The sequence below is a fragment of the Rhizomicrobium sp. genome (genome assembly GCF_056722145.1).
The window spans coordinates 1-14,803 of the sequence record NZ_JBWZET010000080.1 but is presented as its reverse complement, the minus strand read 5'-3'; the positions used below and the strand labels follow the sequence as shown (position 1 = coordinate 14,803).

At 61.3% G+C, this 14,803-nt stretch carries 13 protein-coding genes, 2 tRNA genes and 2 pseudogenes; 8 read left to right on the top strand and 9 right to left on the bottom strand.

The features are described from left to right. The first annotated feature begins 117 nt into the window (after positions 1 to 117). A complete protein-coding gene (locus tag AC1P6P_RS04540; RefSeq protein ID WP_481401245.1) occupies positions 118 to 1,428 on the top strand; it encodes a glycoside hydrolase 5 family protein in 1,311 nt (436 codons plus the stop codon). Here AC1P6P_RS04540 and AC1P6P_RS04535 read toward each other — a convergent pair. The 7 genes and pseudogenes from AC1P6P_RS04535 to AC1P6P_RS04505 form a co-directional block, all read right to left on the bottom strand. Continuing rightward, positions 1,425 to 2,030 (bottom strand): TetR/AcrR family transcriptional regulator, encoded by a 606-nt coding sequence (locus AC1P6P_RS04535; RefSeq protein ID WP_481401244.1) that lies wholly within the window; start codon positions 2,028 to 2,030, stop codon positions 1,425 to 1,427. The two genes, AC1P6P_RS04540 and AC1P6P_RS04535, sit on opposite strands and share 4 nt — an antisense overlap. 454 nt (positions 2,031 to 2,484) lie before the next feature. Further along, positions 2,485 to 2,560, bottom strand: a tRNA-Thr gene (locus tag AC1P6P_RS04530). A 703-nt stretch (positions 2,561 to 3,263) separates the two neighbouring features. Next, the gene (locus AC1P6P_RS04525) at positions 3,264 to 3,866 is read right to left on the bottom strand and encodes a TetR/AcrR family transcriptional regulator (RefSeq protein ID WP_481401243.1); all 603 of its coding nucleotides are present in this window, start codon (positions 3,864 to 3,866) and stop codon (positions 3,264 to 3,266) included. Positions 3,867 to 4,157: 291 nt separating this feature from the next. Then, a pseudogene (locus AC1P6P_RS04520) lies at positions 4,158 to 5,309 on the bottom strand (sulfatase/phosphatase domain-containing protein); the annotation flags it as partial. Between the two features lie 28 nt (positions 5,310 to 5,337). Next, complete coding sequence (gene pgmB, locus AC1P6P_RS04515) at positions 5,338 to 6,012, bottom strand: beta-phosphoglucomutase (protein WP_481401242.1); 675 nt, start codon at positions 6,010 to 6,012, stop codon at positions 5,338 to 5,340. 5 nt (positions 6,013 to 6,017) lie between these two features. Continuing rightward, positions 6,018 to 7,472: a tetratricopeptide repeat protein gene (locus AC1P6P_RS04510; RefSeq protein ID WP_481401241.1), complete on the bottom strand. Its 1,455-nt coding sequence runs from the start codon at positions 7,470 to 7,472 to the stop codon at positions 6,018 to 6,020. Positions 7,473 to 7,518: 46 nt separating this feature from the next. Continuing rightward, positions 7,519 to 7,797 carry a hypothetical protein gene (locus AC1P6P_RS04505; RefSeq protein ID WP_481401268.1) on the bottom strand — a complete coding sequence of 93 codons (279 nt, stop codon included), beginning with the start codon at positions 7,795 to 7,797 and terminating at the stop codon, positions 7,519 to 7,521. 26 nt (positions 7,798 to 7,823) lie between these two features. On the opposite strand from AC1P6P_RS04505, the gene AC1P6P_RS04500 reads away from it, so the two are divergent. Together AC1P6P_RS04500 and AC1P6P_RS04495 are read left to right on the top strand one after the other, a co-directional pair. Next, positions 7,824 to 8,291 (top strand): SPASM domain-containing protein, encoded by a 468-nt coding sequence (locus AC1P6P_RS04500; RefSeq protein WP_481401267.1) that lies wholly within the window; start codon positions 7,824 to 7,826, stop codon positions 8,289 to 8,291. A gap of 172 nt (positions 8,292 to 8,463) precedes the next feature. Continuing rightward, positions 8,464 to 8,946 (top strand): hypothetical protein, encoded by a 483-nt coding sequence (locus AC1P6P_RS04495; RefSeq protein ID WP_481401240.1) that lies wholly within the window; start codon positions 8,464 to 8,466, stop codon positions 8,944 to 8,946. A 3-nt stretch (positions 8,947 to 8,949) separates the two neighbouring features. On the opposite strand, the gene AC1P6P_RS04490 is transcribed toward AC1P6P_RS04495, so the two are convergent. Beyond that, a complete protein-coding gene (locus tag AC1P6P_RS04490) occupies positions 8,950 to 9,453 on the bottom strand; it encodes a thioredoxin family protein (RefSeq protein ID WP_481401239.1) in 504 nt (167 codons plus the stop codon). A gap of 82 nt (positions 9,454 to 9,535) precedes the next feature. Here AC1P6P_RS04490 and AC1P6P_RS04485 point away from each other — a divergent pair, with 82 nt between their 5' ends. From AC1P6P_RS04485 to AC1P6P_RS04475, 3 genes are all read left to right on the top strand, one after another. Beyond that, a complete protein-coding gene (locus AC1P6P_RS04485) occupies positions 9,536 to 11,407 on the top strand; it encodes a M3 family oligoendopeptidase (protein ID WP_481401238.1) in 1,872 nt (623 codons plus the stop codon). A 271-nt stretch (positions 11,408 to 11,678) separates the two neighbouring features. Then, a tRNA-Ile gene (locus AC1P6P_RS04480) sits at positions 11,679 to 11,755 on the top strand. A 183-nt stretch (positions 11,756 to 11,938) separates the two neighbouring features. Then, positions 11,939 to 12,859, top strand: a complete 921-nt coding sequence (locus AC1P6P_RS04475) for a tyrosine-type recombinase/integrase (RefSeq protein ID WP_481401237.1) — start codon at positions 11,939 to 11,941, stop codon at positions 12,857 to 12,859. On the opposite strand, the gene AC1P6P_RS04470 is transcribed toward AC1P6P_RS04475, so the two are convergent. Further along, a protein-coding gene (locus tag AC1P6P_RS04470) for an IS630 family transposase (RefSeq protein WP_481401236.1) occupies positions 12,795 to 13,741 on the bottom strand; the annotation gives its coding sequence in 2 pieces (ribosomal slippage) (positions 12,795 to 13,402 and positions 13,402 to 13,741; 948 coding nt in all). The genes AC1P6P_RS04475 and AC1P6P_RS04470 overlap by 65 nt on opposite strands. An 82-nt stretch (positions 13,742 to 13,823) precedes the next feature. On the opposite strand from AC1P6P_RS04470, the pseudogene cas1 reads away from it, so the two are divergent. Together cas1 and cas2 are read left to right on the top strand one after the other, a co-directional pair. Beyond that, positions 13,824 to 14,129, top strand: a pseudogene (gene cas1 / locus AC1P6P_RS04465) (CRISPR-associated endonuclease Cas1); the annotation flags it as partial. Positions 14,130 to 14,134: 5 nt separating this feature from the next. Then, positions 14,135 to 14,425: a CRISPR-associated endonuclease Cas2 gene (gene cas2 / locus AC1P6P_RS04460; protein WP_481401235.1), complete on the top strand. Its 291-nt coding sequence runs from the start codon at positions 14,135 to 14,137 to the stop codon at positions 14,423 to 14,425. The last annotated feature ends 378 nt before the right edge of the window (positions 14,426 to 14,803 follow it).

The window sequence follows — 14,803 nt, the reverse complement described above, 5'->3', positions numbered from 1 at the left end:
TGCCCGTTTTTATCTACAACCTACAAGGGCGCACGGCGCCGCGGCATTCCTGCACCCTGCGGCGGGCCGGCAGTTCTGATAGGGCTGACCCGACAACGCTGTCAAAGGGATGCGAACATGCTGACAAGGCGCCATGTCATCATTGGAGCCGGCCTCGCGGCCGGCGCTCGCGCCGCGGGGATCAAACCCGCCCCCTTCGTCCGGGTGGACGGCACCCGTTTCCTGGTTCATGACAAACCCACCCGCTATGCCGGTACCAATGTCTGGTACGGCCCCTATCTCGGTGCCCCGAACGCGCTCGGCCATCGCGACCGGTTGAAGCGTGAACTCGACCGTTTGCACAGCCTCGGGCTCGACAATCTGCGCGTGTTGGGATCGGGCGAGACCTCGCCGCTAAAAAATTCGCTCGCCCCCGCGATCCAGACCCATGGCGCCCCCGACAACGAAGCCTTGCTCAAGGGACTTGATTTTACCCTCGCCGAAATGGGCAAGCGCGGCATGCGGGCCGTCATTTTCCTCAATAATTTCTGGGAATGGTCCGGCGGCATGGTGACCTACCAGTATTGGACCAATGGCGGTCATTACATCAATCTCGGTGACCCCGCTCACCCATGGCCCGAGTTCGCCGAATTCTCCGCCAACTTTTATGCCAGCCCGAAGGCGATCGCGCTTTATGAGGCGTATGTGAAACGAATCGTCCGGCGCATCAATACGGTGACCGGCAAGCCGTACCGGGACGATCCCGCCATCATGGCCTGGCAACTCGCCAACGAGCCGCGGCCCGGCGGCACGAGCGCCAAGGCGCCGTGGGAGGCATTCTATGCCTGGATCGCGCGCTCAGCCGCTTTCATCAAGAAGCACGATCCCAACCATTTGGTGTCGACCGGCAATGAAGGCGTTATGGGGTGCCTCGACTCGGAAGAGTGCGTGACCCGCGCCCACAGTCCCAAGAACATCGACTACGTCACCGTCCACATGTGGCCGCTCAACTGGGGCTGGATCGATCCGCAGAAACTCGACGCCACCTTCGATGCCGGTCTCGCCAAGTGCCGAACCTATATCGAAACCCACCTCCGGCTGGCCGCGGCCCTCGACAAGCCGCTGGTGCTGGAGGAGTTCGGCTTCCCGCGCGACGGCGGGCTTTATGGCCCTGACGTCACCACCAGCCACCGCGATCGCTTCTATCGCATGGTGTATGACATGGTTGAAGCCAGCGCCAAAACCGGCGGCCCCTTTGCCGGCACCAATTTTTGGGCCTGGGGCGGCGAAGGGCGCGCGCAGCATCCCGACTTCATGATGAAGCCGGGCGACACTGCCTACGTCGGCGACCCACCACAGGAACCACAAGGCTGCAACTCGGTGTTCGACACCGACGCCACGACGCTGGCGGTGATCAAGGCCCATACTGCAGCGTTGAAGGCGCTTTAGTTCGGTGCCGGCCTGAGGCCAGCGAACAGAGCCGTCATCAGCACATCGAGGATGGCGTCGAGCTGTTCGCGGCTGTCGAGTTTGCCGGCGATATAGGCGCTCACCGCGCCGTGCAGACCGCACCACAAGACGTTGCCGAGGATGGTTGGATCGCCTCTGACCAGCCCCTCGGCGATCAAGGCATCCATGCCGCGCCGGCTGACCGCCCGCGCCCGCGCCATCGCTGCCTGCAAGCCGGGAAACTTGTCTGTTTCCGGATGTGGCAGCTCGAACATGACGCGATAGCAGTCGGGCTCGGCGAGCGCGAACGCGACATAGGCGTCGCGCCGTGCGACCGCCTGATCGCGTGCCGAGCCTTCGGTTTTCTCGGCATCCTCAAGCGCCGAGACGAAACGGTTGAAGGCCCGCTCCATCGACGCGGCGAGAATCTCCTCCTTGTCGCGGAAATAGTGATAAGGCTTCATGGGGCTAATCCCCATGATCTCCGCCAGGGCCCGCATAGTGACCCCATCCGTGCCGCGCTGCGCAAACAGGCGGCTGGCGGCAGCGCAGAGCTGCTCGCGGAATTCGGCGATGTCTTCTTCGCTCAAAGTGCGTGGCACGATCGCGGCTCCCCAAGGTAGCCGGCCGCAACGCATGGCCGGGAATTGCAACGTGGCACAAACAGCTTGGTGTGCCAACTGAGTCCCCCGCCGGCGCAGACTACTCCAACACGCCATTAATGCCAGTGGTAGAATGCAAGAGATTCCCGCCCAACGCGCGATTTCCCCAACGATGATCGACGCGGCAGGACAGTCGGTGACCGCTCATCGGCTGCGCCTCCCATCGTTATCGAATTGTCCGTGTACGCTGATTTCAGCGTGGACTCGCTGCGAACTGGTTCGCATCCGCAGACAGCGACCGTTCAATGGGAATCCACGGCACTGGACCGTTCCAGACAAAGCTGAATCGGTTGAGTGCGCTTCGCACTATGCTTGTGACAAGCAATCCCGGCAGCGCACGACGAATGCCGTCCTTGTCGCGCTTAAGCGGAACCGGGTTATGCGTGGTGAGGAATGGTGCCGCCTGGGTGACTCGAACACCCGACCCCCGCATTACGAATGCGGTGCTCTACCGGCTGAGCTAAGGCGGCCCATGGTGCGTCTACCTGGGATATCCCAGATAAGACACATAAGCGCCGGACGACCCAACGGGCTCCGGCGAGGGGCGGAAAATACGCATCCTGGGGCCGGCCTGCAACCGGCATTTGGGGGGTGGCGACAAACAGCACCAACCAACCCCCTCAAGGGCTTATTGGGCACATCCCCGGCCGGACGGAGCAGCAGGACGACATTGCATTGCGCCGCACCCGACTTTTCCGTGTCGTGGCCGCATTAATTCCCCCCGAACATGCGCCGAGGGACCAATAGCCCATGCTGGAACCGCCAAATATCCATGCCAAACAAGAAGGCGTGAAACGCGAAATCAAAGACAATTTGCGTATATGGTACTTATTCGCGAAATGAAACAAAATAAAATTTGTGCTTTAATGACTTAGACTTGGTATCACCGAACGGCTCTCCGTGTGGGCGATAGGCGGGCGAAAGCCCTATACTGCTGGACGATAAGCATAGTTCCAGCGCAATTCCTTGTTTATATTACCTCGGCATTCTCCACGCAGTCGTCCAGACTTTCGAAAACGTCGTGTGCTGCCAATTTCAGCCCAGCCAGGCCGTTTGCATCGAAGTGACACTCGACTTTGACTGACACAGAGTCATTGCTGCGACCGAAATGGCGCGGAAACGCAAGGCGAACGCCACGAAATCTTGCAGGATGTTGAAGGGTTGGCGAATGGCTCAGCCCGGCGGCGCCGTGACCATGAACAAACCCTGCAAATTGATGTTGATCAGGTCATCAAACGCCATGTCGGGCGGCAGCTTGCCGGCCAGATACAGACTGACCGGGCCGTGAAACGAGATCCAGAAGGCATGGCCGAGGAATTCCGGGTCGCCTTGCACCACCCGCTCAGCGATCAGTTCCTCGACGCTGCGGCGCATGCTGGCGCGAGTGCGGTTCATCGCCTCGGACATGCCCGGATAGTCTGATTCGTTGGGGTGCGGCAGCGAAAACATCAGCCGGTAGCTGTCCGGCTCCGCCAGGGCAAAGCGCACATAGGCGAACCGTTTGGCCTTGGCCCGGTCGAACGCCGTCCCCGGGGTTTCGTCGGCGGCGTCCAAGACCGCGACGAACCGGTTGAAGGTCCGAGTCAGGACTTCGGCGAGAATCTCATTCTTGTCCTTGAAGTGATGATAGGGCTGCATCGGGCTGACCCCGATTTCCGTCGCCAGGGCCCGCATGGTGACGCCGTCGATGCCACGCGCTGCGAACAGGCGCCGCGCTGCCTCGCACAGCTTTTCGCGATATTCTTCCTTTTCCTTGCCACTCAACGTACGCGGCATTTAGGCCATTCCTGCAGCCCTAGCGGGTTAACAAGCAGCGACAAGACCGCTTCAACCTATGATACGGCAACCGATGTATGCGACGCGAGCAATTTCGAGGAAGGGCGTCAGTCGGGTGTCGAAGCCCCCTTTTCCCCAATTCCTGGCGCCCGATTGCTGAGCAACGATCGCCGCTCGCACGCTTGACGATTTCTCCGGAAAGTCGTGTCGCCGTGATCAGGACAACGGCGGCGTGGTAGCGCTCTGTGGACCGGAACGGAGCGGCCGACGATCGACCGCTCCGTCGCTGCATCAGGGCCGGGACGGAAAGGCCTCGGTCGATTTCACGCGGTCATGTAGTTCGCCGCCATTGGTGGGCGACCAGACGAAATGGTCGTTGGTCTGGTGACGCAGTTCCTCGAGCCGGCGTTGCAACTGGGCGATGAGCGCCTCGCTGCCGGGCCGACCGTAGAGATTTTGCATCTCGTCCGGATCGTTCTGCAGATCGTAGAGTTCGTATTCCTGTGGGGTGAGGAAGTGGTGTATGTACTTATATCGGTCGGTGCGCACGCCACGGTGAGGCCGCACATTTTCAGCGCCGGGATATTCGAAGAACTCGTACAGCATGTCGGTGCGCCAGTCGGCGACGAGCTTGCCTTCGGCGAGCGGCATCAGACTCCTGCCCTGAACCGTATCCGGCGCCTTGACCCCGGCGAGATCGTAGACGGTGGAGGCAAGGTCGGTGTTGAGCGCCATTTCGCTACGCGCCGTGTTCGGTCTGATGCGGCGCGGATAGCGCATGATCAGCGGCACGCGCAGAGACGGTTCGTACATCAGTCGCTTGTCGTAGAAGGTGTGCTCGCCGAGGAAAAAGCCGTGATCGGAACTGAGCAGGATCGCGGTGTCGTCGAGCACGTTCTGATCGGCCAGCACCTTGACAACGCGACCGACATTCTCGTCGTTGTTCTCGACGCCGCAGTAATGGTCTTTGACCACCTCTTCGAGACTGCGGGCGCTGTCGAGCAGCGTCGTTACGATCTTGTTGAACGCGATCGCGACGCCGCGCGGCTTACCGGGATAATCGGCGATATCCTCGTCGAACGAGGCGGGCTTGGGGATGCGCACGCCGTTGAAGCGATCGGCCGCCCGGCGCGAACGGTAGAACGGCGAGTGCGGCGCATAGAACCACAGGAACAGGCAGACCGGCTTGGTCTGGTCACGCTCGTTCAGCCACTTCACGGTGTGATCGCCGAGAATGTCATCGAGGTAGCCGTCGAACTGGCGCGGTTCGGAAAAAGTGCCGTTTCGCCCTTCGGTCAGGGTCGGATTGTAATAGCGGCCCTGGCCCTCATTGGAGAGATAGTAGTCCCAGTAATGGTCCTGCAGCGCGCCCTTGATGTGGTTCTTGCCGAGGAAGGCGACCTGATAGCCGGCCTTGTGCAGCACGTCACCGATCATCGGAAAGTTCGCCGGAACCGCGTTCGCCCAATTGTCACGCGCACCGCTGGTATGCGAATAAAGCCGCGATGACGTTGTCGAGGGTCACGGCAAATAGACCGGGTACGACCATGCCCACTCCGGTCAGCACCGCCGGCGATCCGATGCCAACGGCATGCATCCCGGCAGCCTTGGCCGCCGTAATGCCGGCTTCGGCATCCTCGAACACGACGCAGTGTTCCGGCGCGACGCCGATCCGCTCGGCGGCAACGAGAAACACGTCGGGCGCCGGCTTTGCTTTGGCGACGACAGTACCATCTACGACCGAATCAAACAGATTTGCGATTTGCAGGCGCGCTAGAATGGCGGGGGCATTGCGGCTCGCCGAAGCCAGCGCGGTGGCGATGCCGTGCGCGCGACAGGCGATCAGGAATTCGCGTGCGCCGGGCAACATTGCATCCGGTCCAAGCTCGGCGATGTATTCGACATAAAGCGCATTCTTGCGTGCCGCCAGCGCCTGCTTGGCCGCTGGGTCGAGATTCACTTTGCCGATTGACAGCAGAATATCGAGCGACTGCATCCGCGAAACGCCTTTGAGCCGTTCGTTGTCCTGTTCAGTGAAGACGAAGCCAAGCTCATCGGCGATCCGGCGCCAAGCCATGAAGTGGTACCTGGCGGTGTCGACAATGACGCCGTCGAGATCGAACAGGCAGCCGAAATTGAATGTCATCGTGATCATCTATCGGTGGAGGTGGATCGGTTTGCCACCATCGGCGCCAGCGCCGCGATCATGCGTAGGACCGGTTCATTCCAATCGCCAAATCGGGTTTGCTGGAACAGGCGCATGCTGGCGTACCAACCGCCCGCCACTTGCCAGCGCCAATCCGGCGATTTGGCCAACGCCACCCAGACCGGAATGCCGAGCGCCCCGGCAACATGGGCGATGGCGGTATCGCTGGTGACGACCAGATCAAGGTTGGCCATCACCGCAGCGGTGTCGAGAAAGGCATCCGGACCAGCATCGAATTCGGGCCCCAACGCAACTACGTTCGCTGTGGTGGGCGCCGCGTCTCTCTGCAGGCTGAACAGTTTAACGCCGTCCAAAGCCGCCAGTGGCAACAGGCATTCCGGCGGTAGCGACCGCTGACTGTCGTGCAACGCCTTGCGATTGCCCTGCCACGCGATGCCGATGCGAAAGGCGCCGGCAGCAACCAAGCGCTGGCGCCAGGATGCGACGCGGTCGGGTTCGGCGGCGAGGTAGGGTACTGTCGCGGCCAAGCCCGCCGGTGCCAGTCCGAGGCGCCACGGCAAACTCAGCATTGGGCAGTGCTGATCGAACGGCGGCAGCGGTTCGCCTTTGGCGACGATTGTTGCCATCGAACGCAGCGGCGACAGCAGGCGCACTAGTTGCGGCGGCACTTCCAACACAACGTGTCCACAGCGCGCCGCAGCGACGGCGACAAAGCGGCAGAATTGGATGCTATCGCCAAGCCCCTGCTCGGCATGGATCAGCACGGTCGCGTCGCGCACTGTTTCTCCATGCCACTCGGGCTGGGTGAAGCCGCGCAACGGGCTGGGTGGCGGCACGAGACGCCAACGCCAGTCGTATTCGCGACCACCCTCTTCGAAAGCGCCTTGGGAAAGCAGGACGAAGCCGAGATTGACGTGCGCCTCGGCATAATCCGGACGCAACACGATCGCCCGGTGGTAGGCCGCCACGGCGGCGTCGCGCTGATCCAGCGCGCGCAGCGCGTTACCAAGGTTGAAGGCGATCTCCGGCACCGATGGCGCCAGCGCTTCGGCGTGGCTGAGATGGCGGCAGGCCTTTTCGCTTTCGCCGATCGCTAGCAGCAGCGAACCGAGATTGTTGTGCACCTCGGCAAAATCGGGCGCCAATGCCAAGGCGCTCGCAAAGCTTTGCCGCGCTTCGTCTAGGCGCCCCAGCGCCTTGAGGATCGCGCCGAGATGGTTGTGGTAGTCCGCCACGAGATCGTTGCGCACGATAGCGAGCCGGATCAGGCGCACCGCCTCGTCGCCCGCGCCCCGCTGGAACAGCAGCACGCCGAGGCGATGAAGGCAGTCGTCATTGCCGGGATGGGCGCTGAGTTCGGCGCGGTAAAGTGGTTCCGCACCGGCGAGATCGCCTGCCCGGTGTTTGGCCTTGGCCGCCGCAAAAGTCGCCGTGTCCACGCGTGTTGTTCCCTGATACTCCGCTGGGTGGAGCATATCGTTCGCTTTATTGGGCGTGCAATTCAGCGACGCAGCTCGGTTCCGTGCGGCGCGCCACGATTGTTGCGAACAGCCGCAGTGGACAAAACCGCTCCCCATGCGAATAACGCAGCATCTCGAAAGCGAGCGCCGAATTCGGCGGTGTCGCGTCCGGCTGATCAGCCAAGCGCCAATGCAGATCGAAAATGCCGGCTATGTTGGAAAGATTGCCGTCATGGCCGAGAAAGAGCGCCTGCTTGGTGGCGGCGGGAACCAGCAGCGGCGACGGCGAAGTGCCATCGAGCACCGTACAATCGGACCTGCGGCGATGCGCTGGCGATCGAACACACCGGCGAGCTGTACGCTTGCGACCATTATGTTTTCCCCGATAACAGCCTCGGCAACATCATGGAGCAGCCTCTGGCGGTGATGGTCGGCTCCGAACAGCAGCGCCAGTTCGGCCAAGACAAGTCCGGCAGTCTGCCGCGCTGCTGCCGCGACTGTTCGGTGCGCTTTGCCTGCAACGGCGAATGTCCGCGCAATCGCTTCGAAAACGCTCCGGACGGCGAGTCCGGGCTGAATTACCTCTGCGCCGGCTACAAGAAATTCTTCTCCCACATCGATCCCGCCATGCGTTTCATGGCCGCGGAATTCCGCGCCAAGCGGCCGCCGGCAAATGTCATGAACGCCTTCCATCCCAACCGGAAAAGCGACGAGTCACCCCTTCCCGGCCGCAATGATCCGAGTCCCTGCGGGAGCGGCAGAAAATTCAGGAAATGCTGTGGCGCCGCTGCCGATTGAAGCACACGGTTCGGCGACGCTTGCGCCGCCCACACCCTGCGACTGGTTGAAGAAGGCTTTATCGATACTATGGCGGTCGCCCTCAGCATCGATCAGGGGCGCCGGTATTTGTTCGTATTACATATTGGTTGCCAGCGACTAAGCTCTTCTCGGGATCGGGCAGGAGGGCCTCATGCGCCGCATTATGGCAACGGTAATGGTAACGGTGTTGGCAGTGACCAAGGCGGTGGGGACGCCGGCGTGCGAACGCCAGCAGGATGCGGCGGCGCTCAAGACGGCGGCGCTGCAGCAGGAAATGATGGTAGCCGCGTTCGCCTGCAAGGCCGCCGGCGCCTACAACAATTTCGTGCTGACGCACCGCGCCGCGCTGCAGGCCTCCGACCGTACCCTGCTCGCCTTCTTCATCACGGCCAATCCGCGCGGCGGCTTCGACGATTACAATCTCTTCAAGACCGAGCTCGCCAACAACGCCTCGCTCCGCTCGATGCGCGACGCCTTATTTTGCGCCCGCGTCGCGGCGAATTTCGAGGCTGCCGAGGGTCACCCCTTGGAACAGGTGCTGACGCTGGTGCCCAATCCGGCCGGAACCGGCGCCATCGCCTGCCCCGAGCCGACATCGTCGGCGAAAATCACGGCGACGGCAACACCGCGCTGAAACCTACTTCGCCCACTGCGCCAGCCAGTCGGCGACGGCTTGCGGGGTCATGCTGCGGGCATCGGCCAGAGCGAACAGATCGCCGCGGTTGATCAGGCTTCCGTCGGGCGCGGCGATCAAGACCGTTGGCACGCCCTTCAGGCGGTCGGTGAGGCCGAAGCGCGCCGGAACGGATAGGTTCTTGTTGAAGCGACCGACATCGACGCTCACCACTTCGAAATGGGCGGCGATGAACGGCTTCATCTCGGGCAGGGCCATGATGTTAGCAAGCACGACACAGTCGCCGCACCAGTTGCCCCCAAGATCGATCAGCACCCGCTTATGGCTCTTCTTTGCCCGGGCGAAGGCGGCATCCACGGCTGCCGCCGCGTTGGCGCTTTCGTCATAGGGTGTGCGGTCCACCACCGGCAGGACGCTCATCGCCGTTACGGACAAATGCGGTGCCGGCGCCGCGACCGCTGCGCCTGCAAGCAGCATCGCCGCAACGCTTACAACCGTCCGTTTCATGGTTAACCGCCTACGAGAATGTGAATGCCTTCCGGCGCAGCATAGCGTAAAACCGCGGCAACACTATCCGAGGGGAGCCTCCATGAAACGATTTGCCCTAGCCGCCGCGCTGGTGCTGTCCACCGCGCTCGTGCCGGCGCACGCTGCCGACAACGTTCCGGCCGCCTATGTCTGGGACCTGACCGAGATTTATCCGACCGCCGCCGCCTGGACCGCGGCGAAGGACAAAACCGCTGCCGCCATCGACAAGCTGCCGGCCTTGAAGGGCACGCTCGGCAAGGACGCCGCCAGCCTCTACGCCGCTCTCGACGCCTATTCCAATGCCCGGCGCGAGCTCGACCGGCTTGCCGTCTATGCCTCGCTCAAGGGCGACGAAGACGTGCGGGTGGCGGAAAACCAGGAGCGCCGGCAGCTGGCGCAGAATCTCGGCACTGCGCTCGGCGAAAAGACCGCGTGGCTGACGCCGGAAATCCTCGCCATCGGCGCCGACAAGGTGAAGGCGTTCGAAGCCGAGAACCCGAAACTGAAGCAGCGCTTCGGCTTCTGGCTCGACAATATCCTGAGAAGTGCCCCGCACACGCTCGGTGCCGAAGCCGAGCAGGTCATGGCCGCCGCCGGCAACCTGATGGCGCAGCCCGACAACATCTACAGCCAGCTTTCCAACGGCGAACTGCCGTTCCCGTCGGTGACCTTGAGCGACGGCACCAAAGTCGCGCATCTCGATCAGGCGGAGTATTCCCGCTATCGCCAATCCGAAATTCGCGACGACCGCAAGGCGGTGTTCGACGCCTTCTGGGGGACCTGGAAGAATTACGAAGGCACCTTCGGCGCCACCCTCAACACCCAGGTTCTGGGGGCTGAGTTCGACGCCAAACAGCGCCATTTCCCCAATGCGCTGAGCGACGCACTGTTCGCCGACGCCATGCCGGAAGCCGTTTATCGCCAATTGGTGGCCCAGGCCAATGCCGGCCTGCCGACCTTCCACCGCTATCTGAAACTGAGGAAGAAGCTCCTCGGCATCAACGGCGATCTCGGCTACTATGACATGTATCCGTCGATGTTCCGGCTCGATACGCCGCTTCATTTCACGGTGGAAGATTCCGAGCGCATCGCGCTCGACGTCACCAAGGCCTATGGCCCCGAATACCGCACCTTGCTGCAGCGCGGCTTTGCCGGCCGCTGGATGGACGTGCTGCCGCGCCCGGGTAAGGCATCGGGTGCCTATATGAACGGCTCGGCCTACGATGTGCACCCGTTCCTGCTGCTCAACCACAACGACGACTACCAGTCGCTGTCGACGCTGGTGCACGAGTGGGGCCATGCCGTCCACACCCTGCTGACGACGTCCAATCAACCCTACGAAAACTCGAATTACTCGACCTTCACCGCCGAGACGGCGTCAATCTCGAACGAATTCCTGCTCGCCGACTACATGGTCAAGCACGCCAAGACCAAGAACGAGAAGCTCTACTATCTCGGCCAGGAGCTGGAACTGATCCGCACCACCTTCTTCCGCCAGACCATGTTCGGCGAATTCCAGCTCGCCCTGCATGAAGAAGTTGAGAAGGGCAACGCGCTCTCCGGCGCCAAGATGACCGAAATCTATTGCGGTCTACTCAAACGCTACTATGGCGACGACAAGGGCGTGACCAAGATCGACCCGAAATACTGCGTGGAATGGGCGTTCATTCCGCACTTCTACTACGGCTTCTATGTCTACCAGTATGCCACCTCGATGGTCGGTGCGGCGGCATTCACCAAAGGCATCGAAGCGGGCGACGCCAAGACGCGCACCCACTTCATCGACATGCTGAAGGCCGGCGGCTCCGATTATCCCTACGAGCTCTATCGCCGGGCCGGGCTCGATATGGCAAGTCCCGAACCCTACAAGGCGCTGATTGCCCGCATGAACAACATCATGGATCAGATCGAAAAGCTGCAGAAGCAGAAGTAGGCCGCGGGCTCCGCGACGCCTGACGAAGCCGGGAGACAGCCTCTCCCGGCCTTTTCGTTGAGCCCCAGGCGATGATCCCAGTGCGGGCCGCGGCGCACCGGCAAATCCGCTAGAACCGGGATAAATGCAGACGCGGCCCGCAAAGCCATCCGATCGTGCCGCTCGACGCGACACCATAATCCAGGCTAGCTCGAGCTGCGAAAGTGGCGTTCGCTGCCCGAATTTTGCTATGGAGGCTGCCGCGACGGCGCTCTAGGCTGGCGCTTCGGTGGGGCCTGTAGCTCAGTTGGTTAGAGCTGGCCGCTCATAACGGTCTGGTCGCAGGTTCGAGTCCTGCCGGGCCCACCAAGCATTCATTCGCAGGTATTCGCTGCCGTTCGCGAATGTTCGGAAAATACTTAAATTTCAAATACTTGCTGTTCCATTCGGCTCATTTATGTCCGTGGGAAGCCGCGTGGTTTGTTGGTAAATTTCGGCCCTCATACCAACAAATTTTCCGAAAGTACCAACACCTGCTCAAGCGGTTCCCAAATGCCTCTGACCGATTTGAAACTGCGCTCTCTGAAAGCCAAGACCGCTGCCTATAAGGTCAGCGATGCAGAGGGTTTGCATGTGCTCGTGTCCTCCAACGGCTCAAAGCTGTGGCGCCTCTCCTATCGCTTTTTCGGCAAGCAGAAGACGCTCGCGCTGGGCCAATATCCCGATGTGTCGCTGCAAAAAGCTCGTCAAAAACGGGATGCAGCGAAAGAGTTGTTACAGAACGGCAAGGATCCGTCCGCGGTGCGCAAATCGGAACGACGCAAGCAAGCGCTTGCGGCGGGTAGCACGTTTGAAGTTGTGGCGAACGAGTGGTTCGAACTCAATCGGTCGGGCTGGGTCGAAAGCTACTCTTCTCGCTTACGCAGCCGCTTGGAAGAAGACCTGTTGCCATTCCTCGGCAAACGGCCAATCGCCGACATCGAACCGATCGACGTGTTGGATGTCATCCGAAAGATCGAGCAGCGCGGCGCGATCGAAATGGCTAAGCGCATCATGCAAATGGCGAGCGCTATCTTTAGTTATAGCGTGGCAACCGCTAGATGTCGCCGCAATCCCACCTTAGACATCAAAGGGGCCCTCGCACCCGCCAAACCGGCGAAACACCGCGCAGCGATGCCGGCCAGCGAACTTCCTGCCTTCTTGGCCAAGCTCGACACCTACGATGGCGACACCGTCACTCAGCTTGCGATGAGACTGGTGGTGCTGACTTTCGTGCGAACGGCAGAGTTGCGTTTTGCTAGATGGTCAGAAGTCGAATGCCTGGACGGCCCCGAACCGCTATGGCGAATTCCGGCGGAGCGCATGAAAATGCGGCGCGCGCATCTGGTTCCACTAGAGCAGACTCCCGTTAATCCAAGTCGTATCCGGCATGGGCGAAGAAGGCTACGCATTCGTGGGGCTGGAAGGTTTTGAGCGCGCTGGCGACGGCGGCCTGGAGTGCTTCGGTGGTGCGGGCAGCGGCCTTTCGGATATGGGCCTTAAGCTTGGAGAAGCCGTTTTCGATGGGATTGAAGTCTGGGCTATAGGGCGGCAGATAGAGCAAAGTCGCTCCCGCCCCTTCGATGGCCTCGCGGATGCCAGCGACTTTGTGGGCTGGCAAGTTGTCCATGATGACGGTGTCGCCCGGACGCAGAACCGGCGCCAGCATCTCTTCACACCACGCCTTGAAGGCTTCGCCATCCATCGCTCCGTCGAGCAGCATGGGTGCACACATGCCCGATAAGGTGAGGCCAGCCACGAAGGTCGTCGTACTCCAATGTCCGTGCGGAACCGAAGCCCGGCAACGCATTCCCCGCCGAGCCCAACCGCGCAGACGTGCCATTTTGGTCGATAAGCCGCTTTCGTCGATGAAGATCAGCCGCTCGGGATCGAGGTCGGGCTGCATCTCGAACCAGGCTTGGCGCGCCGCCTTCACATCGGCACGTTCCTGTTCGCTCGCATGGGCGGTCTTTTTTTATGCGTCATGCCGCGCCGGTCGAGGAACTTCCACACCGCGGTCGATACCACCTTCACGCCGCGCTCGCGCGCCAAGCGTTCAGCAATCTCTTCCAAGGTGATATCGGGCACGGTATCGATCAGGGCGAAGATGAAGTCCGCCTGTGCATCCAAAACCGACCCCTTCGGCTTGCCTTGCCGAGATGGAGCGACGGCCCCCGTGGACCGTTTCAACCGCGCCCAGGCGCCCGCCGTCGCTATCCCGATCGAGAACCGCGCCGCCGCTTGCCGCGTCGACATTCCGCCCTCGACCGCGGAAATCACCCGTTCGCGCAAATCCATGCTGTAGGGCCTGCCCATACCGAATCTCCGGTCAAAACCGGCAGAATCGAATCACAATCAGACCGCCGCGGGAATCCCTTCCGACTCGCGTTTCAGGGAAGTTGCTCTAGATCTCATGGAGGAGTTCCGCCCTGTTCTGGCCGACCGGTTGGCGCTCAGCCTTATCAACCGGCGGCAAGTCGGCGCTCAGGATTTTGTGATGGAGGAAGGCGGCGGTGTCAGGCTGACTGATGAGGCTCGCAAGAACGTTCTGGTGGCGTGGCAGGAACGCAAGCGCGACGAAGCCCGCCATCCGTTCCTCGATGAAGCTATGCCGTTCGGATTGTTCGTTCATGCTCAGGCGCAACTATTGGCGCGGCATTTACGCGGCGATTTGGACGGCTACCCCGCCTTTATTTGGAAGTAGCGGCCATGCTGATGCTCATCACCTACGATGTGAATACGCAGGACCGTTGGGGCAAGAAGCGTCTTCGGCATGTCGCGCGGATGTGCCTAGATTTTGGACAGCGCGTGCAGAATTCGGTATTCGAGTGCGACGTTGATCCAGCGCAATGGGCGGTTCTGCGGGCACGGCTGATCGACGAGATCGATCCGAAACGGGATAGTCTGCGATTCTACCGCCTGGGTGCCAACGGCAAGGCACGCGTTGACCATGTCGGCGCCAAGCCGGTCGCGGACCTCGAAGGCCCGCTCATTTTCTGAAGTTCGGCCCACGCGAACCCCAAGCGAACACGTTTTCCCAGCAGGTTTGCGCAGCCGCAAGCTCTTTGAAATTGTGAATTATCCCGAAACGGGACAGTGCTGCAAGGTTCCGGCGGCACATTCGCAAGGAGGTTCGCGCAAATACGAACATTTATTCCGGTTCATCAATATGTTACGTCAAGCAGGTCGCTCCCCACGCGGGAGCGCGGATCGAAACATCGAGTGCTCGCATCATGTCTGGCTTATCGTTTGTCGCTCCCCACGCGGGAGCGCGGATCGAAACAGTCCGTGACGGTCAATGGCGTTACTGGTAGCGCGTCGCTCCCCACGCGGGAGCGCGGATCGAAACTTATAGTAATCTGCCGCGTGGCTATTCAC

Coding starts and splice junctions, on each gene's coding strand:
- AC1P6P_RS04495 (WP_481401240.1), top strand. CDS start 8,464: ATGCGCCGCATTATGGCAACGGTAATGGTAACGGTGTTGGCAGTGACC.
- AC1P6P_RS04485 (WP_481401238.1), top strand. CDS start 9,536: ATGAAACGATTTGCCCTAGCCGCCGCGCTGGTGCTGTCCACCGCGCTC.
- AC1P6P_RS04475 (WP_481401237.1), top strand. CDS start 11,939: ATGCCTCTGACCGATTTGAAACTGCGCTCTCTGAAAGCCAAGACCGCT.
- AC1P6P_RS04525 (WP_481401243.1), bottom strand. CDS start 3,866: ATGCCGCGTACGTTGAGTGGCAAGGAAAAGGAAGAATATCGCGAAAAG.
- AC1P6P_RS04540 (WP_481401245.1), top strand. CDS start 118: ATGCTGACAAGGCGCCATGTCATCATTGGAGCCGGCCTCGCGGCCGGC.
- AC1P6P_RS04490 (WP_481401239.1), bottom strand. CDS start 9,453: ATGAAACGGACGGTTGTAAGCGTTGCGGCGATGCTGCTTGCAGGCGCA.
- cas2 (WP_481401235.1), top strand. CDS start 14,135: ATGCTGATGCTCATCACCTACGATGTGAATACGCAGGACCGTTGGGGC.
- pgmB (WP_481401242.1), bottom strand. CDS start 6,012: ATGACATTCAATTTCGGCTGCCTGTTCGATCTCGACGGCGTCATTGTC.